The 23,080-nt window shown below is 58.7% G+C and carries 21 protein-coding genes, 1 tRNA gene and 1 pseudogene; 12 read left to right on the top strand and 11 right to left on the bottom strand.

Annotation, left to right across the window (positions count from 1 at the left end):
* Positions 1-116: 116 nt before the first annotated feature.
* Together CR159_RS16440 and CR159_RS16435 are read left to right on the top strand one after the other, a co-directional pair.
* Positions 117-884, top strand: coding sequence for a crotonase/enoyl-CoA hydratase family protein (locus tag CR159_RS16440; RefSeq protein ID WP_102075060.1), 768 nt, complete (start codon positions 117-119; stop codon positions 882-884).
* 73 nt (positions 885-957) lie between these two features.
* Complete coding sequence (locus CR159_RS16435) at positions 958-2,484, top strand: fumarate hydratase (protein ID WP_102075059.1); 1,527 nt, start codon at positions 958-960, stop codon at positions 2,482-2,484.
* A 68-nt stretch (positions 2,485-2,552) separates the two neighbouring features.
* Here the strand turns inward: CR159_RS16435 and CR159_RS16430 are convergent, their stop codons facing one another.
* Positions 2,553-3,269: a ribonuclease activity regulator RraA gene (locus CR159_RS16430; RefSeq protein WP_102075058.1), complete on the bottom strand. Its 717-nt coding sequence runs from the start codon at positions 3,267-3,269 to the stop codon at positions 2,553-2,555.
* Between the two features lie 13 nt (positions 3,270-3,282).
* A complete protein-coding gene (araD, locus tag CR159_RS16425; protein WP_102075057.1) occupies positions 3,283-5,016 on the bottom strand; it encodes an L-arabinonate dehydratase in 1,734 nt (577 codons plus the stop codon).
* A gap of 222 nt (positions 5,017-5,238) precedes the next feature.
* Between araD and CR159_RS16420 the strand changes: the two genes are divergently transcribed.
* Genes CR159_RS16420 through CR159_RS16410 form a run of 3 tightly spaced genes read left to right on the top strand, consistent with a single transcriptional unit; the run spans position 5,239 to position 8,107 of the window.
* Complete coding sequence (locus CR159_RS16420; RefSeq protein WP_102075113.1) at positions 5,239-6,066, top strand: HTD2 family dehydratase; 828 nt, start codon at positions 5,239-5,241, stop codon at positions 6,064-6,066.
* Positions 6,063-7,292 (top strand): CaiB/BaiF CoA transferase family protein, encoded by a 1,230-nt coding sequence (locus CR159_RS16415; protein ID WP_102075056.1) that lies wholly within the window; start codon positions 6,063-6,065, stop codon positions 7,290-7,292. Before CR159_RS16420 ends, CR159_RS16415 begins: the two co-directional genes overlap by 4 nt.
* Positions 7,289-8,107, top strand: coding sequence for an HpcH/HpaI aldolase/citrate lyase family protein (locus CR159_RS16410; protein WP_439650558.1), 819 nt, complete (start codon positions 7,289-7,291; stop codon positions 8,105-8,107). Before CR159_RS16415 ends, CR159_RS16410 begins: the two co-directional genes overlap by 4 nt.
* Positions 8,108-8,526: 419 nt before the next feature.
* On the opposite strand, the gene folK is transcribed toward CR159_RS16410, so the two are convergent.
* Genes folK through hda form a run of 4 tightly spaced genes read right to left on the bottom strand, consistent with a single transcriptional unit; the run spans position 8,527 to position 11,798 of the window.
* The gene (gene folK / locus CR159_RS16405; RefSeq protein WP_102075054.1) at positions 8,527-9,012 is read right to left on the bottom strand and encodes a 2-amino-4-hydroxy-6-hydroxymethyldihydropteridine diphosphokinase; all 486 of its coding nucleotides are present in this window, start codon (positions 9,010-9,012) and stop codon (positions 8,527-8,529) included.
* 20 nt (positions 9,013-9,032) lie between these two features.
* A complete protein-coding gene (pcnB, locus tag CR159_RS16400) occupies positions 9,033-10,382 on the bottom strand; it encodes a polynucleotide adenylyltransferase PcnB (protein ID WP_102075053.1) in 1,350 nt (449 codons plus the stop codon).
* Between the two features lie 9 nt (positions 10,383-10,391).
* On the bottom strand, positions 10,392-11,093 hold the full coding sequence (locus tag CR159_RS16395) for an HAD family hydrolase (RefSeq protein ID WP_102075052.1): 702 nt from the start codon (positions 11,091-11,093) through the stop codon (positions 10,392-10,394).
* Positions 11,094-11,111: 18 nt separating this feature from the next.
* The gene (hda, locus tag CR159_RS16390) at positions 11,112-11,798 is read right to left on the bottom strand and encodes a DnaA regulatory inactivator Hda (RefSeq protein ID WP_102075051.1); all 687 of its coding nucleotides are present in this window, start codon (positions 11,796-11,798) and stop codon (positions 11,112-11,114) included.
* 135 nt (positions 11,799-11,933) lie between these two features.
* Here hda and purM point away from each other — a divergent pair, with 135 nt between their 5' ends.
* Positions 11,934-12,986, top strand: a complete 1,053-nt coding sequence (gene purM, locus CR159_RS16385) for a phosphoribosylformylglycinamidine cyclo-ligase (protein WP_102075050.1) — start codon at positions 11,934-11,936, stop codon at positions 12,984-12,986.
* A 28-nt stretch (positions 12,987-13,014) separates the two neighbouring features.
* Here purM and miaA read toward each other — a convergent pair whose 3' ends face one another.
* The 5 genes from miaA to CR159_RS16360 all read right to left on the bottom strand — a co-directional run bounded on the left by miaA (position 13,015) and on the right by CR159_RS16360 (position 18,843).
* On the bottom strand, positions 13,015-13,968 hold the full coding sequence (gene miaA / locus CR159_RS16380; RefSeq protein WP_102075049.1) for a tRNA (adenosine(37)-N6)-dimethylallyltransferase MiaA: 954 nt from the start codon (positions 13,966-13,968) through the stop codon (positions 13,015-13,017).
* The gene (gene mutL / locus CR159_RS16375) at positions 13,965-15,845 is read right to left on the bottom strand and encodes a DNA mismatch repair endonuclease MutL (protein WP_102075048.1); all 1,881 of its coding nucleotides are present in this window, start codon (positions 15,843-15,845) and stop codon (positions 13,965-13,967) included. The genes miaA and mutL overlap by 4 nt, the downstream gene beginning before the upstream one ends.
* Before the next feature lie 257 nt (positions 15,846-16,102).
* Positions 16,103-17,446: an N-acetylmuramoyl-L-alanine amidase gene (locus CR159_RS16370; RefSeq protein ID WP_102075047.1), complete on the bottom strand. Its 1,344-nt coding sequence runs from the start codon at positions 17,444-17,446 to the stop codon at positions 16,103-16,105.
* On the bottom strand, positions 17,416-17,934 hold the full coding sequence (gene tsaE, locus CR159_RS16365; protein WP_102075046.1) for a tRNA (adenosine(37)-N6)-threonylcarbamoyltransferase complex ATPase subunit type 1 TsaE: 519 nt from the start codon (positions 17,932-17,934) through the stop codon (positions 17,416-17,418). The genes CR159_RS16370 and tsaE overlap by 31 nt, the downstream gene beginning before the upstream one ends.
* Before the next feature lie 9 nt (positions 17,935-17,943).
* Positions 17,944-18,843, bottom strand: a complete 900-nt coding sequence (locus CR159_RS16360; protein WP_102075045.1) for an AEC family transporter — start codon at positions 18,841-18,843, stop codon at positions 17,944-17,946.
* Positions 18,844-19,041: 198 nt separating this feature from the next.
* On the opposite strand from CR159_RS16360, the gene CR159_RS16355 reads away from it, so the two are divergent.
* From CR159_RS16355 to CR159_RS16330, 6 genes and pseudogenes are all read left to right on the top strand, one after another.
* Positions 19,042-20,031, top strand: a complete 990-nt coding sequence (locus CR159_RS16355) for a tripartite tricarboxylate transporter substrate binding protein BugE (RefSeq protein WP_102075044.1) — start codon at positions 19,042-19,044, stop codon at positions 20,029-20,031.
* Between the two features lie 88 nt (positions 20,032-20,119).
* A tRNA-Arg gene (locus CR159_RS16350) sits at positions 20,120-20,194 on the top strand.
* Between the two features lie 162 nt (positions 20,195-20,356).
* Positions 20,357-21,583, top strand: coding sequence for a tyrosine-type recombinase/integrase (locus tag CR159_RS16345; RefSeq protein ID WP_102075043.1), 1,227 nt, complete (start codon positions 20,357-20,359; stop codon positions 21,581-21,583).
* 3 nt (positions 21,584-21,586) lie between these two features.
* The gene (locus CR159_RS16340) at positions 21,587-22,327 is read left to right on the top strand and encodes a hypothetical protein (RefSeq protein WP_102075042.1); all 741 of its coding nucleotides are present in this window, start codon (positions 21,587-21,589) and stop codon (positions 22,325-22,327) included.
* 75 nt (positions 22,328-22,402) lie between these two features.
* Positions 22,403-22,630: a helix-turn-helix transcriptional regulator gene (locus tag CR159_RS16335; RefSeq protein WP_102075041.1), complete on the top strand. Its 228-nt coding sequence runs from the start codon at positions 22,403-22,405 to the stop codon at positions 22,628-22,630.
* A gap of 258 nt (positions 22,631-22,888) precedes the next feature.
* Positions 22,889-23,080, top strand: a pseudogene (locus CR159_RS16330) (HTH domain-containing protein); the annotation flags it as partial.

Genomic DNA, 23,080 nt, shown 5'->3' with positions numbered 1-23,080 from the left:
CCGCGCTAAAGAAGGCCGGCCCGGCTGAAGGCCAATTCCAATTGGTCGTATGATATTGGGTTACCGTCCATCTTTAACAGGCGTTGCGGCGCCGCTGCTATTTTGAGGATTGCTCCATGTCTGACTTGGTAAAAGTTGAAATCATTGATCGCATCCAGATCATCACGGTCAATCGACCCGAGGCGCGTAATGCCATCAATTACGAGACCGCGCACGAACTGGCCAAGGCGTTCGAACAGCTTGATAACAACGACGATGTGGTGATCGGCATCTTGACGGGTGCGGGCAATACCTTCTCGTCGGGCATGGACCTGAAAGCGTTTGCGTTCAACGGGCAGCGTCCCTTGGTCGAAGGACGCGGCTTTGCCGGCTTGTGCGAAAAGCCACCCAGGAAGCCGCTGATCGCCGCCGTCGAAGGCTACGCGCTGGCAGGTGGCTGCGAAATGGCCCTGGCCTGCGACATGATCGTCGCGGCCGACAACGCCAATTTCGGGCTGCCCGAAGTCAAGCGCGGTATCGTGCCGGGCTCGGGCGGCATGGTGCGTCTGCCTTCCCGCATTCCTTACCACATTGCCATGGAAGCCGTGCTTACCGGCGAAATGCTGCCGGCTGCGCGCGCCCAGCAATTCGGGCTGGTCAATCGCCTGGTGCCAGCTGGTCAGGCCCTTGAACAAGCCATGGTGCTGGCCCGCATCATTGCCGAGAATGGCCCGCTGGCCGTACAGACTGCCAAGAAGATCGTCGCTGAATCGCGTGATTGGCGACAGGCCGATATGTTCGACCTGCAGCGTCCGCGCGTGGCGCATATCTTTGTTTCGGCCGATGCCAAAGAAGGCGCGACCGCCTTCGCCGAAAAGCGCAAACCTGTCTGGACCGGCAAGTAAGCGCCATCACGCCAGATTCGAAACCTTTGGCGGGCCTTTCGTTGCCTGCCTTTTTCACGATTGAACGACCATCATGACAACCATCATTCAAGAACGCGACCTGATCCAGTCTGTCGCCGACGCCGTACAGTTCATCAGCTATTACCATCCAGCCGATTACATCCAGCATCTGGCGCGTGCATACGAACTCGAAGAAAGCCCGGCCGCCAAAGATGCCATTGCCCAGATCCTGACCAATTCACGCATGTGTGCGGAAGGCCATCGCCCTATCTGCCAGGACACGGGCGTGGTCAATGTATTTCTTAAAGTGGGTATGGACGTGCGATTCGACACGCGCCGCAGTATGCAGGAAGTGTGTGATGAAGGCGTGCGCCAGGGATACTTGAATCCCGATAATCCCTTGCGCGCATCGATTCTTACCGACCCCTTGTTCACACGCAAGAACAGCCGCGACAACACCCCCTGTATCGTGAGTGTCGAGCTGGTTGCGGGCAACAAGGTCGACGTGCAGGTTGCCGCCAAGGGCGGCGGCTCCGAAAACAAGTCAAAGTTCGCCATGCTCAATCCCAGCGATTCGCTGATCGACTGGGTTCTGAAGACAGTGCCCCAGATGGGCGCAGGCTGGTGTCCGCCCGGCATGCTGGGCATAGGTGTAGGCGGAACGGCTGAAAAGGCCATGCTGATGGCCAAGCAGTCGCTGATGGAAGACATCGACATGTACGAGCTGCTGCAGCGCGGGCCGCAGACTAAACTGGAAGAGCTGCGTATCGAGCTCTATCAGAAAGTGAATGCATTGGGCATAGGCGCGCAGGGCCTGGGCGGGCTAACGACGGTGCTGGATGTCAAGATTCACACCTTCCCCACCCATGCCGCGTCCAAGCCCGTGGCCATGATCCCGAACTGCGCGGCAACGCGCCACGTGCATTTCGAGCTGGACGGCTCGGGACCTGCGCAGCTGACGCCGCCGTCGTTGTCGGACTGGCCCGATGTGCATTGGGCTCCCGACTACAACAAGTCGCTGCAGGTGGACCTCAACACGCTGACCAAAGAGCAGGTCGCCAGCTGGAAGCCCGGTCAAACCTTGCTCTTGTCCGGGAAAATGCTGACAGGACGGGATGCCGCGCATAAACGTATCAATGACATGCTGGAAAATGGCGAGCCGTTGCCGGTGGACTTCACCAACCGGGTTATCTATTACGTCGGCCCGGTCGATCCGGTAGGCGACGAAGTCGTCGGCCCCGCCGGCCCGACCACCGCTACGCGCATGGACAAGTTCACCGACATGATGCTCGAAAAAACCGGCCTGATTTCCATGATAGGCAAGGCCGAGCGTGGCCCGGTGGCCATCGAGTCCATACGGCGTCACGGGTCGGCCTATTTGATGGCGGTCGGTGGTTCGGCTTACCTGGTCTCCAAGGCCATCCGCGGTGCCAAGGTCGTCGGCTTCGAAGACCTGGGCATGGAAGCCATTTACGAGTTCGACGTCAAAGACATGCCGGTGACGGTGGCCGTCGACTCGACAGGTACGTCGGTCCATGAAACAGGACCCAAGGAGTGGAAGGCGCGCATAGCGGAGATTCCATTGATGGCCGTGAAATAAGCGTTAGGCCTCAATGGCAAAAACCCACTGCGTCATCTGAGCAGTGGGTTTTTTACTTCTTGTTCCGCTTATCGACCCTGCGCCTGCCTCCATGCGGAAAAGTCGGCGCGGGCCTGCTCATCGGTGGCGGGATACAGCCCGATGATGGACCTTCCCTTGAGTACTTCCTCGGTCACGAAGTCTTCGTAGGCCGTCATGTCGACGGCCTCGGTGGCGATTTCCTCGGCCAGGTGAGCGGGAATGACCACCACGCCTTCGCCATCGCCCACGATCACGTCCCCGGGAAAAACGGCAACGTCGCCGCAGCCGATGGGAACGTTGATGTCGAGCGCCTGGTGCAATGTCAGGTTGGTCGGGGCCGAAGGGCGGTTATGGTAGGCCGGAAAGGGAAGGCCGGCGATCTCGGGTGAATCGCGAAAGCCTCCGTCCGTGACCACGCCGGCGGCGCCGCGCATCATCAGGCGCGACACCAGTATGGAGCCGGCTGACGCGGCGCGCGCATCTTTGCGACTGTCTATCATGAGGACAGCGCCTTCAGGGCATTGGTCCACGGCGACCCGTTGCGGATGATCGCGGTTCTGGAACACGGTCAGGGGATTCAGGTCTTCACGCGCGGGAATGTAGCGCAAGGTGTACGCAACGCCCACCATATTCGGCAAGGCGGGATTTAGCGGGCGGACATCCTGGATGAACTGGTTGCGCAAGCCGCGCTTGAACAATGCCGTGCATAGCGTTGCGGTGCTGATGGTAGCCAGCTTCTGGCGTAGGTCGGGACTCAGGGACACGTGTTGCTCCTAATTAGAAAATAGTGGGTTCGCGGTTTGGGGCGCCAAATTCGGTTTCCAGGAAATCAAGGTCGCAGCCGGAGTCGGCCTGCAATATATGCTTGGAAAACATCCATCCGTAGCCCCGCTCGAAAACCTTGGGCGGAGGCGTCCAGGCGGCCCGGCGTTGCGCCAGCTCTTCGTCGCTGACTTCGAGATGAATGCGGCGCCCCGGCACGTCGACGGTGATCAGGTCGCCCGTCTTTACCAGGGCCAGGTTGCCGCCTACATAGGCTTCGGGTGCGACATGCAAAATGCAGGCGCCGTAGCTGGTTCCGCTCATGCGGGCGTCGGACACACGCAGCATGTCGCGTACGCCTTGCTTGAGCAATTTGGTGGGTATGGGCAACATGCCCCATTCCGGCATGCCCGGCCCTCCTTGAGGACCGGCATTGCGCAGCACCATGATGTGTTCAGGCGTGACGTCGAGGTTCTCGTCTTCCACCGCCGCCTTCATGCTGGGGTAGTCGTCAAATACCAGCGCGGGTCCGGTATGTTGCAAGAACTGCGGCGCGCAAGCGCTGGGCTTGATGACGCAGCCGGAGGGCGCCAGGTTGCCGCGCAAGACGGCCAGGGCGCCTTCATGGTACAGCGGGTTGTCCAAAGGACGGATCACGTCGTCATTATGGACTTCGGCGCCGGCGATGTTCTCGCCGAGCGTACGGCCCGTGACGGTAAGCTGGCTTCGGTCCAGGCGGTCGCCCAGGCGCTCCATCAGTGCGGGAAGGCCTCCGGCGTAGAAGAAGTCTTCCATCAGGTAGGTGTCGCCACTGGGCCGCACGTTGGCAATGACAGGTATGTTCCGGCTGGCTGCGTCGAAGTCGTCCAGGCTTACCGGGCATCCTGCCCGTCGCGACATGGCAACCAGATGAATGACCGCATTGGTGGAACAGCCCATGGCCATGGCCACGACAATGGCGTTTATGAAGCTCTCACGCGTGAATATGCGCTTGGGCGTCAAGTCTTCCCAGACCATTTCGACGATGCGTCGACCGCATTCGGAAGACATGCGAATGTGATTGGAGTCGGCAGCGGGGATCGATGACGCGCCGGGCAGCGACATGCCTATCGATTCGGCGATGGCCATCATGGTGCTTGCCGTTCCCATGGTCATGCAGGTGCCGGCGCTGCGGGCAATACCGCCTTCCACCCCTATCCATTCGGTCTTGGTGATTTTGCCGGCGCGACGCTCGTCCCAATATTTCCAGGCATCCGACCCGGAACCCAGCACCTTGCCTTTCCAGTTTCCCCGCAACATCGGGCCAGCCGGAAGAAAGATGCACGGCAGGCCGGCGCTGATGGCGCCCATGAGCAGGCCGGGGGTTGTCTTGTCGCAGCCGCCCATCAATACGGCGCCATCCACGGGATGGCTGCGCAGCAATTCTTCGGCTTCCATGGCCAGCATGTTGCGATAAAGCATGGTGGTCGGCTTGACGAAGTTCTCGGACAGCGAGATGGCGGGCAGCTCGATGGGAAAGCCGCCGCTTTGGAATATGCCTCGTTTTACGTCTTCAACGCGCTGCTTGAAGTGGGAATGACAAGGATTAATGTCGGACCAGGTGTTGAGGATGGCGATGATGGGGCGACCCGCCCAGTCTTCGGGCGCGTAGCCCATTTGCATGATGCGTGAGCGATGGCCGAAAGAGCGCAGGTCATCGGGGGCAAACCAGCGGGCACTGCGTAGCGATTCATAAGAGCGTTTTGACATACGGTATCAAGCCTGTGTAAGTTGAGCGGGCGTGTGCAGCGATTAAAACACTAATATATTAGCGTGTAAAGGTGGGCCATCGGGCGGTTTGCGCTGGTTTTTCGTGCCCTGATCCATCGTGGTTCAGATGCGGTGAAGGCGGTGTTATTTAAAATCGAATTCACAAGTTCACTATAACCATTCAAGCTACAGTTTTAAATGACGCAAGGCGAAGAGATCAGCATGACAACCGTGAATCCATCGTCCTGGCTGGGCCGCACTGAAGAATGCGACGATTCGGTCGATATCGGGCATATCCGAAAGATCGCCCTCAGCCTCGATGCCGCAGCGCCGGCCCCTGGCCAGGCCTTGCCCTTTTTATGGCACTGGGCCTTGTTCGTCAATGGCGTCCCTTATGACGAGATAGGCGACGACGGCCACCCTCAGCGCGGCGGTTTCCTTCCCGCCGCCGACAACCGAAATCGCATGTGGGCGGGAGGCAGGCTGGAATTCCTGCGTCCCTTGCTCGTGGGAAGTCCCGCTGCGCGGCGATCCACAATCTTCGCCGTCAAGGAAAAAGAAGGCCGTACCGGCAAGCTGCTGTTCGTGACGGTAAAGCACGAGTATCGCCAGAACGGCGAACTTTGCATCTCGGAAGAGCAGGATATCGTTTATCGCGAACCCACCGCGCCCAAGCTCGAAGGCAGCGTGCCGGCGCCCCAGGCGCAATGGTCCGAAACCATCGAGCCTTCCAGTGTCAGGCTGTTTCGCTATTCCGCCGTCACCTTCAACGGTCATCGGATTCACTACGATGAGCCCTATGCGACCGAAGTCGAAGGTTATCCCGGCCTGGTCGTGCACGGGCCCATGATCGCCACGCTGATGTGCGCCGCATTCGTCCATGCCAATCCGGACAAGCAGGTCACTTCATTCGCCTATCGAGGCCTGCGGCCACTGATTGCGCCTCGGCCTTTCCAGGTCGCCGGCTCCCTCACCGACGACGGCGCCACACTCTGGGCGGCCCAGGACGATACCCTGGCGCACCAGGCAGAATTGAGGTTTAAGGCATGAGTCAGTCATCGCAGTCAAGCAACGCTTCCAACGGTGCGTCCCTGGCACCACGCCCGCTGGATGGCATTACGGTGGTAAGCCTTGAGCATGCCATTGCGGCGCCATTCTGCACGCGCCAGCTTGCCGACATGGGCGCGCGCGTCATCAAAGTGGAACGGCCGGGAGTTGGTGATTTTGCGCGCAGCTACGATGAGCGGGTGAAAGGACTGGCCTCGCACTTCGTGTGGACCAATCGTTCCAAGGAAAGCCTCGCGCTGGATTTGAAGCGTCCGGAAGCGGCCGATATCCTGCAAGCCCTGATCGGGCAGGCGGACGTCCTGGTGCAGAACCTGGCTCCCGGCGCCGCCGCCAGGTTGGGCCTGTCGTATGAAGCGCTGCGTGAACAACATCCGCGGCTGATCGTGTGCGATATTTCAGGTTATGGCGAAGGCGGTTCGTATCAAGATAAAAAAGCCTACGACCTGCTCATTCAAAGCGAGAGCGGCTTTCTTTCCGTCACCGGGACACCCGACAGTCCGGCCAAGGCGGGTTGTTCAATCTCGGACATCGCCGCCGGAATGTACGCCTACAGCAGCATCTTGTCGGCACTGCTCCTGCGCCAGCGTACCGGGCAAGGCAGCCGCATTGATGTCTCCATGCTGGAGAGCATGGTCGAGTGGATGGGCTTTCCCATGTACTACGCCTTCGATGGCGCCGCCCCGCCGCCGCGGGCCGGCGCATCGCACGCCACGATCTATCCCTATGGTCCGTTTCCCGTCGGGGACGGCAGTGAAGTCATGCTGGGATTGCAGAACGAGCGTGAATGGGCGGCATTCTGCAACACCGTCCTGATGCAACCCGACGTGGCCGCTGATTCCCGGTTCAACACGAACTCACAGCGCGTTGCCAACAAGGAAGCCTTGCGCGTTCTTATCGTGACCACGTTTGCATCCCTGTCGCGCGCGAAGGTCATTGAACGCCTCGAGGCCGCCAGTATTGCCAATGCCAATGTAAGCACGATGCAGGATGTCTGGAATCACCCGCAGCTGGCTCAGCGCGAGCGCTGGCGCCAGGTGGACAGCGCCGTCGGTCCCTTGCCGGCCCTTGTGCCGCCGGCGACGAGTTCGGCCTTTCAAGCCCGGATGGACAAGATTCCCGCATTGGGAGAAAATTCCGCCACGATTCTTGCCAGCCTGGGATACTCGGAAGAGCAAATCAGCGGTCTGGCGCAAAAAGGGGTAATTTGATGCAGCAGCAAATCCGGTCGGCCTTGTTCGTGCCGGCCACTCGTCCCGAGCGTTTTTCCAAGGCGCTTGCGGCAGGCGCCGATACCGTAATCATTGATCTCGAAGATGCCGTCGAGCACGCGTTCAAGGACCAGGCCCGCAAGCATCTGTGCGATTTCGCGAGTGCCAACCGGCAAGCCGATTTCTGCGTTCGCATCAACGGCGCGACCACGCCGTGGTTCAACGCCGACCTTGCCGCATGCGCCGATAATCCGAACATACGTGCCGTTTTGCTGCCCAAGGCCGAGTCCGCCCTTCAGGTCCAGCAGGTCGCTCAAGCCGTCAGCACGGTTCTGCCCATTATCGAAAGTGCCAAAGGTGTGCTGGCGCTGGGTGAAATGGCGGGGCAACAGGGAGTGGCCCGCCTTTCCTTTGGTAGCCTGGATCTCATGCTGGAGCTGGGCACGGCGCCAGACACGGCGGGCGCTGCGCTTCTGTTGAACCACATACGCTGCCAGATACTGCTGCATAGCGCCGCCCACGGACTCGCCGCCCCGCTGGATGGCGTCTATCCCGACTTCTCCGATGAGGACGGTTTGTTTCAGCTGGCCCAGCAGGTCCGCGATATGGGGTTCGGTGGAATGCTGTGCATACATCCCAAGCAAGTCGCCACGATTCATGCCGCGTTTGCGCCCACGGCAGCCGATGCGGAGTGGGCGAAACGTGTCATCGATATTGCCAATTCCACGGGTTCGTCCGCTTTTCAGCTGGATGGAAAAATGGTCGACGCACCCGTCATACAGCGTGCAAGGCAAATCCTGGCGCAGGCGGCCTGACGCCAAGCCGCTCTTTAGCGCATTTTCGGTTCAAGTGTTTACGGCACGTTGCTTTAGTGACGCTGTCCTGTTCTGATGACGTTGTCCGGGGTGGGTGGGCTCGTCCAAGCTTCGCCGAGGCAAAAAGGCGGGTGTGTCGGGGGCTGTGCAGGCGCCTCGCGCACGCCGTTCCGGTCAGTGCCATCGAGGAGGCAAGGCCGCGGCTGTTTGAGCCCGACGGGTGTCGGACCACCGGTCCGACCGGGGCGAGTTCCGCGGGCGCCTCGATGGTGCTGACCGGAACGGGCACCCTGGCAACGCCAGGGCGTGGCGCGTGAAGCCGAAACAGTCCCCGACACACCCGCCTTTCTCAAGAACCTGAAAGTCCCCAACGCCTCCGCGCTGCAGCGAGCTTTGTAACCACCTCGACCAAAAATGGTCTATTCGGGCATTCGGCTCAGCACCTGGTCCGAGCAGGCTGCCAGCAGAACGGTGATCGGTCCCTGCGGCAACCGCAGGCCGGGCGCGAGATCGGCTAGCGGCCTGAGCACAAACGCGCGTTCATGCATGCGGGGATGCGGCACGGTAAGATCCGGTTCGCGGATATCCTGGGTGCCGTACAGCAGCAAATCCAGGTCCAGGGTGCGCGGCGCATTTCGATAGGGACGTAGTCGTCCGTGCGCCAGCTCGATGTCTTGCAGGACGCGCAGCAAGTCATTTGCTGGAAGGTTCGTCGTGAATTGCGCGACGGCATTGACGTAGTCCGGCCCGGTCGAGTCGACAGGAGCACTGCGGTACAAGGGCGATAACACAAACCGGCAGATGCCGGGCCATGTTGCCAGCTGGTCGGCCGCTTGCTCGATGCAGGCCCGGGCGTCGCCCAGATTGGCTCCCAGGCCTACATATACCGTCTCATCATCGTGCATCGCCGCGGACCGCCATGGGGCTAGGGCCTGCTTGCCTGGGCGGGTGGACGCCGCCGCGGGTTGCGCCTTCGCCGTGCCGCCGCCGGTTTGCTGCGATGCTCGGCCTCGTACTCTTCGATCATCTCGGCGCGGCTCGAGTCATCGGCATTAGCCAAGTCCATCCACCATTGCGCCTGGACGCTATCCACTTCATGAGCCTCGGCACGCAATTGCAGAAAGTCGACCGCGGCGCGGAAGCGGGGCTGTTCGACCAGTCGCCAGATTGTCTTGGCATTGGCGCGCTCGAAGCGGGCCTGCATGAACCAGATCTCGCGCATATCCGCCTGGAAGCGCCGCTGTATGGCCAGTTTGCGAGTTTGTTCCGCCACGACCGAATCGGCAGCCTGCATGAGCGCCTGAGCGGGATGCTCGCCATCGGCGCAAATTTTTTGCCACCGCTTGTTGACCAGCTTCCAGAGCAGAGCGGCGAACAGGAAGCTGGGACTGATTGTCTTGCCGGCGCGTACCCGTGCATCGGTACGAGCCAGGGCCAGTTCGATGAACTCTTCGCCGCCTTCTTCCTTGAAGGTCAGGTCCATGGACGGCAGCACGCTCTGGTGCAATCCGACCGCCTGGAGCTGGCGCAGGCAATCCATGGCGTGCCCGCAGGTGAGCAGCTTGAGTATTTCGTCGAACAGGCGCGATGACGGCACGTTTTCGATCAGGTGTGCCATGCGCACCAGCGGTTCACGCGTAGCCGGATCGATCGTCGCGCTTAGCTTGGCCGCAAAGCGCAGCGCGCGCAGCATGCGTACTGGGTCTTCGCGATAGCGTGTCTCCGGGTCGCCGATCATGCGCACAACCCGTTTTTTCAGATCGGGCAAGCCTCGATGGTAGTCGATGACTTCTTCGGTGACAGGGTCGTAGTACAAAGCGTTGAGCGTGAAGTCGCGCCTGGCCGCATCTTCCTCGTGCGTGCCGAACAAGTTATCGCGCAGGATGCGGCCATGTTCGTCGGTGTCCTGCTCGACCGATGCCGGTGCGCGGAAGGTGGACGTCTCGATGATTTCCTGGCCGAATACGACGTGGACCAGCTGGAAACGCTTGCCGATGATGCGGGCCCGGCGAAACAGGGACCTGATCTGGTTGGGTGTCGCGTTCGTTGCAACATCGAAGTCTTTGGGTTCGAGTCCTACGATGAGGTCCCGCACCGCTCCGCCCACGATGTAGGCCGCGTAGCCTTCATGCTGCAACACTTCGCACACTTTGATGGCATGGCGCGACACGTTGCGCCGGTCTATACCGTGTTTTTCCCTGGATACCCGTTCAGGTCCACGGCGTGGGGCGGCAAAAAGCCGCCCGACAAAGTTTTTTATTGTTTCTTTAAGCATGAATGTATTTTAGGACTTTGCGTCTTGCATGTCGTTGAACAGGTCAAGGATTTTCCAGTTCCGGTGTACGGCGACTTCGCGCAACACCTCGCTGGGGTTAGTGGCGACCGGGTGCGTCACGACTTCCAGGAGGGGAAGGTCATTGGGAGAGTCACTGTAAAAGAAGGAGCTGTCGAACCCGGCCAGTGTCATTCCCATTTCATCCAGCCATTGCTGGACGCGGGTCACTTTCCCGGCCTGGAAGCTGGGCACTCCCTGGATACGTCCTGTGTAGCGGCCCTCGTGCATTTCGGGCACCGTCGCAATCAGATGTGGGATGCCGAATGCGCGCGCAATAGGCGCCGTGACGAATTCGTTGGTGGCTGTCACGATCGCGCACAGGTCGCCGCGATCGAGGTGTTCGCGGACCAGGTCGGTTGCGATCGGTAGAATTGCCGGCTCGATCACTTCCTGCATGAAAGCCTCATGCCAGGCGGCAAGCTCCGCAGGCTCGGGACCGGTCAGCAAACCCAGCATGAACTCAGCCGATTGCTCGGCCGTGAGTACGCCTGCGTTATAGCGCTCCATGAGGTCGTTATTGCGTCGCTGGGCTTCGGCCGGATCGCCGGCCCGGCCGGTGCGTGCCAGGAAGTCGGCCCATTGATAATCGCTATCCAGGGGCAGCAAGGTATGGTCAAGGTCAAACAGGGCCAGGCGTTTAGGGGTTGTCATTAAGATCGCAAGTAATTATCAGGTCTGGCTGGATGCCAGCAGGTCTTTCAGTAAAGGCAAGGTAATTGCCCGGTGCTTCTCCAGCGAGTAACGGTCCAGCGCATCGATCAGCGAGGTCAGGCGGCTCATGTCGCGGGCATAGTGGGTGAGAACCCAGCTTATTACCTCGGGCGAAAGCTGCAGGCCTCGTTCGGCAGCCCTGGCTTTAAGGGCTTCGGCGCGGTCCTGGTCGGAGAGCAATTCCAGGCGAAACACCAGGTCCCAGCCAAGGCGGGTACGCAGGTCTTCACGTACCAGCATCGCCATGGGGGCGTGGTCGCCTGCCAGGACCAGCGTAAATCCATGCCGGGCGGCGGCAACCTCACGCCAGCGATTGTACAGGGCAAACAAGGCTGCCTGGCCCTCGTCGTCGAGGAACTCAACATTGTCGATGGCAATGAGCTTGTGCCGCAGCAGCTCGCCGGTGGCTATGCTCTTTAGCATGGCAGCACTTGATCCAGGTCCATGGTAGAGCGCGTCGGGGCGCGCGCAGACGGCCTGCAGCAAGTGGCTGCGGCCCACGCCCGGTGCGCCCCACAGGTAAATGGCGCGGCCGGGTTCGCAGTGCCGCAATGCGTCGAGCGCGGCGCCGTTCTCGCCGACGACGAAGTTCTCGAGCGTGGGGGCAGAGGGCGGTAACAAGTCCAGTATCAGTTGCTGTGTCATGTGTTGTCTAATGAAGGACGCTGCGGCATGGCCGGCATGTGGCGGCCAAGTTACGTGCAGTGGCTCCGTTCATCGTAAAATCAACCCTGGTATTTAATTAAACACGCAATTCTTGCACATCCCACGGCATTTCTCATGACAAACAAACATTCAGCTTCCCTGACCTACCGCGATGCAGGGGTCGATATTGATGCCGGCGATGCGCTTGTCGACCGTATCAAGCCGCTTGCCGCGAAAACCATGCGTGCGGGCGTGATGGCGGGCATTGGCGGCTTCGGTGCCTTGTTCGAAGTGCCCAAGCACCTGAAAGAGCCCGTGCTGGTGTCCGGAACGGATGGCGTGGGCACGAAATTGCGGCTCGCCTTCGAATGGCAGCGCCATGATACCGTCGGTATCGATCTGGTCGCCATGAGCGTCAACGATATCCTGGTGCAAGGGGCCGAACCGCTGTTTTTCCTCGACTATTTCGCCTGCGGCAAATTGTCGGTCGATACGGCCGCCAGCGTGGTCGGCGGAATCGCCAAGGGCTGCGAACTCTCCGGCTGCGCCCTCATCGGCGGCGAAACGGCCGAAATGCCCGGCATGTATCCCGATGGCGAGTACGACCTTGCGGGCTTTGCTGTCGGGGCGGTCGAGAAATCGCGCATTATCGATGGAAAATCCATTGTCGCGGGCGACGTCATCCTGGGGCTTGCTTCCAGCGGCGCTCACTCCAACGGATTCTCGTTGCTGCGCAAGATTCTCACGCACGCCAATGCCAGGCCCGGCCAGGACCTGGGCGGACGTCGTCTTGAAGATGTCGTGATGGAACCCACTCGCATCTATGTGAAGTCGGTGCTGGCGGCATTGGCTGCGCACGGCCCGGCGATCAAGGGGCTCGCGCATATCACCGGCGGCGGCCTGCTCGATAACGTTCCACGTATCCTGCAGTCCGGCTTGGCCGCGCGCCTGCATCGCGATGCGTGGGTCATGCCGGAACTCTTCCGCTGGCTGCAGGAAAACGGCGGGGTTGCCGACTCGGAAATGCATCGCGTATTCAATTGCGGCATCGGCATGATTCTTGTCGTGCCCGCCGATCAGGCCGACGCCGTGAAAGCCACCTTGGCGGCTCATGGCGAGCAAGTCAGCATCCTGGGCGAAATCGTCGACCGCGAAAGCGGCGATGCGCCCCAAGCCGTGGTCGTGTAGAACAATTGGGCTGTAGACGCTGATACAGCTAAGAGCCCGCGGGCGCCGAGCTTGACCAGAACGCCGAAATCTTGTCGACCGCCTGCGCTGAGGCGTCCGGGGCCAGGCAGTCAATAACATGGCGTTCTGGTTGCGAGCGCAACCACGTCAGCTGGCGCTTGGCCAACTGCCTGGTGGCGGCAACGGCCTGTTCCACCGCGGTCTGCATATCGATCTTCCCATCCAGAAAGTCCCATAGCTGCCTGTAGCCGACACATCGCACCGATGGCAGGCCGGTGTGCAGATCCGGCCGTTGATGCAGAGCCTGCACCTCTTGCAGTAGGCCGTGCGAAATCATTTGCTGATAGCGCTGCGCGATTCTTGCATGCAAGGCCAGGCGATCCGAGGGCTCCAGGCTGATCGTGACGAACTCGTGCTTGATGTCCTGCTGGGGGCGGGCCTGGGCGAGCCACACCGACATGGGCGTGCCGCTGACACGGTATATTTCAATCGCTCGCTGCAGCCGCTGACTGTCGTTGGGTGCCAGCCTTGCCGCCGTGAGGGGATCGTAGGCGGCCAATTGCCGGTGCAGTTCCGGCCAACCACATTCTTTGGCTTCGTTGTCGATGTCGGTTCGCACCTGGGGATCCGCCGGCGGGAGCTCGTTCAATCCTTCACGCAGCGCCTTGTAATACAGCATCGTGCCACCGCAAAGTAGCGGAATATTACCCCTGGCCTGGATGGCTTCGATAAGCGCGCTTGCGTCGGCCTGGAACTCGGCTGCGGAATAGCTTTCAGCGGGATCGCGGATATCGAGCAGATGGTGTGCGGCGGCGGCTTGCTCATCTTCTGTCGGCTTGGCCGTGCCTATATCCATCCCGCGATAGACAGTCGCCGAGTCCACGACAATGATTTCTATCGGCCAGCGACTGGCCAGTGCCAGCGTCGTAGCGCTTTTCCCTGCGGCCGTAGGTCCGGCCAGACATACTATGGGCATTTTCATTGGCCGCGCATGAACATTCGGTCGAGTTCGCCGATCTTCCACTGCACCCAGGTGGGCCGGCCATGATTGCATTGATCGGCCCTTTCGGTTTGCTCCATTTCGCGCAGCAAACCATTCATTTCGTCAAGCGTGAGGCGCCGGTTCGCCCGGACGGAGCCATGGCATGCCATCGTTGAAAGAAGTTCGTTGCGCTGTTCGGTAAGGCGTGGCGAAGAGCCTACGCTGGCCAGGTCGCGCAGGACGCTACGCGCAAGCGATTCGATATCGCCGCCGGCCAGCAATGCGGGTACGGCCCGCACCGCAAGAGAGGCTGGTCCGGCGGGCGTGATGGTCAGTCCCAACCCCGTCAGCGCGTCGCCATGCTCTTCAATAAGGGCGGTCTCTTTCTCGGTGACGGCGAATACGACGGGCACCAGGAGTTCCTGGCAGGGCAGGCTTTGTGCATCCATCGCATTTTTCAATTGCTCGTAAACCACGCGTTCATGTGCGGCATGCATGTCGACCAGGATCAGTCCGTGACGGTTCTGGGCCAATATATAGATGCCATGAAGTTGACCCAAGGCCATGCCCAGGGGAAATTCCTGTCCGGCGTCTGCCGGTTCTTCCTGTCGACCAGGCTCGTAAGCTGTCGACTCCATGGGACGATAGAACGACTGCCAGTTGGCGCTGGGCTGCGCGGCAGGATCGCGCAAGGAAAACGTACGCTGGAATTGATGGGCGCGAAAAGTACCGGGACCGGTATTGGGTGCGCCGTCAGTGACCGGCAAGGCATGTTCGCCGCCAGGCATACCGTAGACATGGCCGTAGCCGCCCTGCTGGTTGGCGGAGCTGTTGTCGGAAGCTTCGGCTGACGTGACGGCACCAGGTGCACCGCTGGCAAGCGCCTGTCCACCGGCGCTTGCCAGCGTATGGGCCAGAGCTTGCGACACGAAGCGATGGATCGCACCGCTGTCGCGGAATCGTACTTCGTGTTTGGCCGGATGCACATTGACGTCGACACCGGCAGGATCGACCGACAGGAACAGCACATAGGCGGGCTGCCGATCGCCATGCAGGACATCGGCATAAGCTTGACGTATAGCGTGCGAGACAGTGCGGTCCTTAACGTAGCGCCCATTGACGTAGAGGTATTGGCGATCGGCGCGGCTACGCGCGTAGGTCGGCTTGGTCACTATGCCGCGCAGCGTGATCAAGCCATGTTCCTGTTCCACTTCCAGGCCTTGCTCGACGAACTCGGCGCCCAGGACGTCGCGCACACGGTGCGCAATGTCGGCGGCACGCCAATGGCGTTGCGCCTTGTCGTTATGGAACAGCCGAAACGCAATGTGCGGTTGTGCGAGCGCTATGCGATCAAGCGCATCGACGCAATGGCCGTATTCGGTGGCCTCGGCGCGCAGGAATTTCCGCCTGGCGGGCACTTCGTCAAACAGCTGGCGCACGTCGATCGTGGTGCCGACAGGGCCAGAAGCCGCGGTCGGCTGTGCCTGGGCCGCCTCGATCTGCCAGGCATGCGCAGCCTGGGCGGTACGGGACGTCAGGGTCAGGCGTGCGACGGACGCCACAGACGCCAGTGCTTCGCCTCGAAACCCCATGGATGCGACGGACTCGAGTTCATGCAGGCTGTTTATCTTGTTGGTCGCATGTCGGGTCAGTGCAAGGTGCAGTTCATTTTCGGGTATGCCCCAGCCATCGTCCGTGACTGCAATCCGGCGTATTCCGCCGCCGTCCAGTCGTACTTCGATCGCCCGCGCGCCGGCGTCGATGGCGTTTTCAAGCAATTCTTTCAGGACGGATGCCGGGCGCTCGATGACTTCGCCAGCGGCAATCTGGCTGATCAGCAAGTCGGGCAAAGGCGCTATGACGCGGCGTTCAGGCATAAAGGCGTTCCGTTTGACTAGAGGCGGCGGTGGTAAGACTGCGCCCACATGCGCAGGCATCGAAGCCTTGATTTTAACTGTCTTGAATCACAGTGTTTCTTCTTTGCTTCAATCAACGGGCTATATTGCAGTATCTTTTTCCAGGTAGCGCTGAACATGCCGAATTGTTAAGCATGCGGTGGCCGGGCCGGTGATCTTTGGCGCCTTGTGGAAACTCTTCAAGCAGAAATCGCCCGCTGTCTGAAGCGGGCGAGGAGTCATGCCTTGCGCGCGAGCGCGGGGCTTGTGGCGAAGTAGTCGCTGATCCCGCTGAGCATGGCGCGGGCGATGCGATCCTGGTGAGCCGGACTGCGTAGCAGGGTCTCTTCCTGGGGATTGCTGATGAATGCCGTTTCCACCAATATGGATGGAATATCGGGTGCCTTGAGTACCGCGAACCCGGCACGTTCGACACGATTCTTGTGCAGTTTGTTGATCTTGCCGATTTCGCTCAGTATGCGATCGCCGACGCGCATGGAATCGTTGATCTGGGCTGCGGTGGATAAATCGAGAAGTACCTGGGCAACCTGTTTGTTGTGTGAGCCAAGGTTTATTCCACCGATCAGGTCGGCGTCGTTTTCACGCTGGGCCATCCACCGGGCAGCCGAACTGGTGGCGCCGTTTTGCGACAAGGCGAACACCGACGAGCCGCGGGCGCTGGGCTTGATCCATGCATCGGCATGTATGGAAATGAACAGATCGGCTTTCACGCGGCGGGCTTTCTGTACGCGCACGCCCAAGGGCACAAAGTAATCGTTATCGCGCGTCAGGTAGGCGCGCATATTGGGTTGGGCGTCAATGAGCTTCTTCAGGCGGCGCGCAATGCTCAGTACGATGTCTTTTTCGCGTGTACCACTGCGTCCTATGGCGCCCGGATCTTCACCGCCATGGCCGGGGTCTAGAGCCACCAGGATGGCACGGTTCTCGTCACGTGGCTGGGAAACGCTGGGAGGCTTTACCGGGACATTCGGGCTTTTGACGACGGGCGGAAGCTTCTGTCCCTCGACGGAAGGAATAGGGGCGGGCGACGGATTGTTCTGCGCCAGTTCTTCCAGCACCTGCGCCAATGGGTCGCTGTCCTGGTTGTTCATGATGGCCAGCAAAGGATCCTGCGCGACCCGCGGATACAGGTCCAGCACGAGGCGATACTTGTATTCTCCGACGGGCTTCAGTGTGAAGACCTGTGGCGCAATGGGCTGTTTCAGATCCATGACCAGCCGGATCACGTCGGGTCGGTTCTGCGCCACGCGCACCGACTCAATGTACGGATCGTTCGGTTTGATTTTCGATACCAAGTCATTGATGGCCCGGTTCATCGTCAGACCCTGAATATCGACCACGAGCCGGTCCGGTCCTTCGAGCGTGAAGTGTTCCGCCTTCAGCTCGCTATCCATTTCGAGCGTGACACGTGTGTATTCGTCGGCCGGCCACGTGCGCACGGCCAGTATCGTTCCGGCCATGGCCAGGCGAGGCACCACGGGAAGGAGAAAAAGAGTGCTGGCCGTCGCTATGAGCCGGCGCCGCGAAATCCCTAGGCGGGAAGGGCAAGTATCGTCAGCCATAATTTTCCTTTGTTGCTATGGGCAGTCAAGCTGGCGTGTCGCCCGTTGTCTTCGTATTCGAGATTGATGTCGAGATCGGGGGGCGGCAGCAGCGCGCCCGCTTGCTCCGGCCATTCAATCAAAACCACCGCTTCGGGGTGGAGTATATCTCGAAACCCAGCGTCCATCCATTCGCGAGAGTCGCTAAATCTATAGAAATCAAGGTGATAGAAGTTTAAGTTAGAAAGATTATAGCTTTCAAGCAGTGCATAGCTAGGACTTTTTATTCTTCCGGTGATTCCGGCGGCGCGTAAAAAGGCTCGCGCGAAGCTGGTTTTGCCGGCACCCAGGTCGCCGCGCAGATGTATTCTTCCGCCCCGTTGATCGGGATTTACGGCCGGGTGGGAGCCGCAAAGCATGGGAGCAAGCCGCGTCGCCAGCTGAATAGTGGCTTCTTCATCCGGTAAACGTATCGATCTTTCCGCTAAGATCGCGCTGTTTGATGTCATGTGCATACTCTATTGATGAGTGCCTACTGTTAGCCAGAGCGGTATGGTGAGTGCGGCCAACAAGGTGCTGAGCGACATAGTGACGGCAACAAGAGGCCCGTTTCCGCCCATCCGGGCCGCCAGCACGTGTGCCGATGAGGCAGTAGGCAAGGCGCTAAAAAGCAACAGCATTTGCTTTTCAAGCAAGGAAAGACCTAGGATCCAGCCGATCAGAATAGCGGCCAGGGGCATTGCAAGCAAACGTGCGGCGATCATCCACGTCATGAGTTTGGCAGCGCCTTTTCCGCCGTGCAATGAGAGCGTGGCGCCTACGCATATCAGTCCAAGGGCAATGGCACACGCGCCCAGGCGGCCCAATGTGGCGTCGACAAATTCCGGGATCGGTATGGCAAGGATGTTGCACAGCAATGCCAGTACGGTGGCGATAACAAAGGGATTGCGGCTTATTTCCCTGAGTACCTTTCCCCCGTTCTGACGTGCCAGGCTATGGACGGCAGCCATGTTGGCGATGGGTACGGCAAACCCCACGATAACCGCCATGATGGTCTGACCGGCTGTCCCAGCGAGGCCGCCGGCAACGGATAAGCCAATATAGGTATTGAAGCGATAAGCGCATTGCGCCACGGATGCATGATCGAGCGCGCTTGGCTTTAATACTGGCACCGCGAGCCAGGAAATCGCCACGCCGAAAGCCATAATGGCCACAGTGGCCTGTAAAAGTGAATAAGCGCCTGAAGGGCTTAACGGTGTCTGGGTAATGGAATGGAACAGCAGGGCGGGAAACAGTACAAAGTAGACAAGCTGCTCGGCACCCTTGAAAAAGTCCATGGAGAACCGTAACCTGTGAAACAGTATCCATCCCAAGGCGATAGAAAGAAAATCCGGGAGGACAAGCTGAATGACGGACATGGGTTCTTGGCAACGCGACTGTGGGACGCTATTTTAGGCGCATTTGCGCGATGCGCATCCGGCCCGTACATAGCGCTTGTAGCACAACGTAGCAGACGTCAACAATAAATTACTGTTATCCTAAATTTGGAGTTGGCGAAGCCGGTCTACAATTTCGGTCTCGTTGCTCAAATAAAATTTCTTACAGAGAGACTTCCAATGGTTCAATTTCAAAATAGATTTGCAGTATTGGCTTTGACCGCCGGTATTGCTTCCCTCGGCGGAGCTGGCGTCGCAGTCGCCGCCGATTATCCTGAACAGGCCATACGCGTGATCGTTCCGTTTGCTCCAGGCGGATCCACTGATATCGTGGCGCGTATCGTCACTCAGCGCATGAGCCAGGAGCTCGGCCAAACCATGGTAGTCGAAAATAAAGGAGGGGCAGGTGGCGCAATCGGTGCAGCCGAGGCGGCTCGCGCCAAGCCCGATGGCTATACCCTGTCGATCGCAACGGTGTCCACGCTTGCTGTGCTGCCCGCTTGCCGCCCCGATGATTTGCCCTACGACCCTCTGACCGACTTCGTGCCGGTCACTAACTTTGCCAACGTGCCTAACGTTATCGAAGTCAATCCCAAGTTCCCGGCAAAGGATTTCAAGGAATTCGTCAAAGTCCTTAAGGACAATCCCGGAAAGTATTCATACGGAAGTTCGGGCACATGCTCGGTGTTGCATTTGTTCGGCGAAGCATTCAAGCTTGCTACCGACACCGATGCCGTACACATTCCTTATAAAGGCTCAGGTCCCGCGGTAACGGATGCCGTGGGCGGTCAGATCGAAATCATGTTCGACAACCTGCCATCTTCGATGTCTCAGATTCAAGCCGGCAATCTGCGCGCCATTGCCGTTGCATGGCCGGAACGCTTGCCTACCCTGAAAGACGTGCCGACCCTGGCCGAAGTTGGATACCCGCAGCTTAATCAACCTGCGTGGTACGGCTTGTTGGCGCCTAAAGGCACACCTCCGGAAATCGTCAAGAAGCTGCGCGACGCGGCAGTCGTGGCATTGAAGGATCCCAAAGTGACTGAAGCACTCGAAAAACAAGGCGCTGCGGGTTCAGGCAACACGCCTGAAGAGTTCGCCAAGGAAATCAAAGTGCAATATGATTGGGCCAAAGACGTTGTCGCCAAAGGCAATATCTCGCTCAAATAAGCGTTACTCAAGCATGATGAAAGCCGGGCATGCATGCCCGGCTTTTATTTGATGCCGACTGCCTTATAATTCGGCTCTGATTTTTATTGTCTCCATAGTTAAATGGATATAACTTTCCCCTCCTAAGGGAAGATTGCAGGTTCGATTCCTGCTGGAGACGCCAAATTAAGATATATAGCAGTTGAAGGTTGTATAAAGGCCCGCATGTTTACTAGCATTGCGGGTTTTTTGTTGCCTATCCCCGTATACAGCAATTGATTGACATGGACGGTACTTAGGCGGTACTTTTGACGGTACGCTTAGATAGCGATAGGAAAATACCGTCATGGCACTGACCGACATACAAGCAAAGCAGGCAAAGCCGAAAGAAAAGCCCTACAAGCTCACGGACGGCACTGGCCTGTATCTCGAAGTGAAAGCGGCGGGTAAGTACTGGCGCTGGGACTATCGATATCACGGCAAACGCAAGACAATGGCCTACGGTGTGTACCCTTCTGTGAGCCTCACGAAGGCACGCATCAAGCACCAAGAAGCAAAAGACTTGGTGGCCGATGGCGTGGACCCGATGGCGGCCAAGAAAGGCAAGGCGCTTGCTGATCGGTTGTCGAAAGATACGAGTTTTAAGGCCGTCGCTCAGGAATGGCGAGCATCGAAAATGACGGGCTGGTCGGATGTGCATGCAGAACGGGTAGATAGCCTCTTCACGACACATATAGACCCTGAGATAGGAGACAAGCCCATTGCCGAGCTTACCTCTATGGAGATCCTGGATACCATACGCAAGATGGAGGCGAAAGGGCTGGGTGAATCTTGCTACAAGGCACTTGCTCATATCGGCAAGGTTTGTTTGTATGCTGCGGTGTCTGGGCGTGCTGCGTCGAATGCAGCAGCGGGCCTGAGTGAGTTTTTAAAGCCTAAGCCCCCCGCCAGACATCACCGTTACATGGATGTGAACGAGCTGGGCAAATTCATTAACTTGATCGATAGCTACGGCGGCCTACCTCAGACTCGTATTGCCACAAAGTTGATTATGTTGTGTTTCATGCGTAGCAACGAGCTACGGCAGGCGTCATGGGGGGAAATAGACTGGGAAGCCAAGGTATGGCGCATACCATCGGCGCATCGCAAGGGCACTAAAACCCTGAAAGCTTCAGGTATCCCACACATTATTCCGTTGTCCAGGCAATCGCTGGAATTACTACGAGAGCTTGAGCAGCATACCGGCGGTCGCCCCCTGATGTTCGAGGGGCTAAAGCGTGGCTTCTCCATATCGGAGAACACCGTCAATAAGGCACTGGCGTCCATTGGCTATGGCGATGAGCAGAGTACGCATGGTTTCCGGGGGCTGGCCAGCACCATACTGAACGAGAATGGTTTCAACCAGGATGCAATCGAACGCCAGTTGAGTCACAAAGACGGGAATCAGGTACGGCGTGCTTACGATCATTCGCAGCGCCTGGCAGAGCGCACCACGATGATGCAATGGTGGGCAGATTATCTGTACAGCAAGGCGGGGAGCAATATCGTTCCTCTGACAACAAAGCGTGCTTGAGACATGAGCACTCTCAGCGATAATCAAAAGAGCTTGATGCAATGGCTGGGGGCGATTCCTGAGCACGGAAAGGCATTGGGCTTGCATGCGATTTGCTGGAATATTTGTTTCTTGTTATCTCGCCGAACCGTTTCTGATGTTGAAGCAATGAGGGACGTGCTGTGTGAGCACATAAACGGCATTGGTGCGGGTGGCTGGGATTACGAGCTGCCGCCCCCTGGATTCAATTGGCAACTGCATGGAACCGTTATTTGGAGAGCGATTTGTGCCCTACCGGAGGAGTTGAAAGTAAAGGCTAACAATGTTGAGAACTGGGAGCTTGTCGCAGTAGTGGCGTTGCATAGCGTTCAACAGGCCTTGGCGTCGCTATGGTCTGAGCCGATAGGTTTGGGCGTATTGCCCGTGACAGTATCCCCTGAATCCCAAACGCTAGTTACGAGCGCGAGCCAATGGTATCAATGGGCAAGTCGTGAACGGGAAGCTGGGTCTGTAGCAATTGGACGAAAAGTAAAAAAGGGCTCCGAGAAGGGGAATGCTTCATCGTATAGGGCCGAACAAAAGACAGAGCGTCGCCTCCTAATTCTCAGAGAAGCTAAGGAAGTCCGAGGAAAGAATCCTAAACTCAGCAAAAGCCAGATCGCCAAGAGAATAGAAGGTCATCATCCTGGTAGAGATGGTAGACCTGAAGTAGGGTATGGCTGGCGTACTGTCTATGACGTACTGACGGAAGCTCCGAAAAAATAGTTTGCAGTTTCGGGGGGAGCTGCAAAACCCTTGTAGATATCCTTGTCACAACATTGTTTCCACAAGGATATGGCCATGGAACTGCAACAAACACGACCCGAAGATCGGCTGATTACCGATAAAGAAGTAGCCCGCCTCTTGGGTATATCCCGTAGCTGGCCTTGGAAGCTCGCGCAGGCCGGCAAATTCCCCGCCCCCATAAAGCTGTCTGCACGATGCACACGGTGGCGTCTGTCTGCAGTGCGTGAATGGATGGCGGACCCGCAAGGCTGGCAAGCTAGCAATGAGGGGGGTGTGCAATGAACAACGTCCCCACCACAAATAGCACTGAGAGTGCCAAAGACCAAAACGATCCTATCACGGTCGCAACCGTCAGAACAGAACCGCGCATAGACTCTCGCGTGATTGCCCAACATCTTGGCTTGCTGTTAATGGCCAATTAAAATGACCCACTAATGGCCAATAGTTTTGACCCACCTGACGGTGGCTGCAAAGCCATGAAACGTGTAGCGTTCCTGCCATATAAAAGACAACGGGAGCGCGTCAGTGAAGGAGTGGGTAGTGATACACAAGATCAAAGGGCTGTATGACCGGGGCAAGGGGCTGTCGATCCGTGCCATTAGTCGGGAACTGAGCATCTCGCGCAATACGGTGCGTAAGTATTTGCAGTTGGAAGAGAAGCAAATCAGCGCCTACAAGGATGACGGGTCGCGCCACAAGCACCTGGACGCGCATCGGGATTTTCTGATCCAC

The sequence above is a fragment of the Pollutimonas subterranea genome (assembly GCF_002849655.1).
In the GTDB taxonomy this organism is placed as follows: Bacteria; Pseudomonadota; Gammaproteobacteria; order Burkholderiales; family Burkholderiaceae_B; genus Pollutimonas; species Pollutimonas subterranea.
The sequence above is the reverse complement of the archived record's forward strand: the minus strand, read 5'-3'. Positions and strand labels throughout refer to the sequence as shown.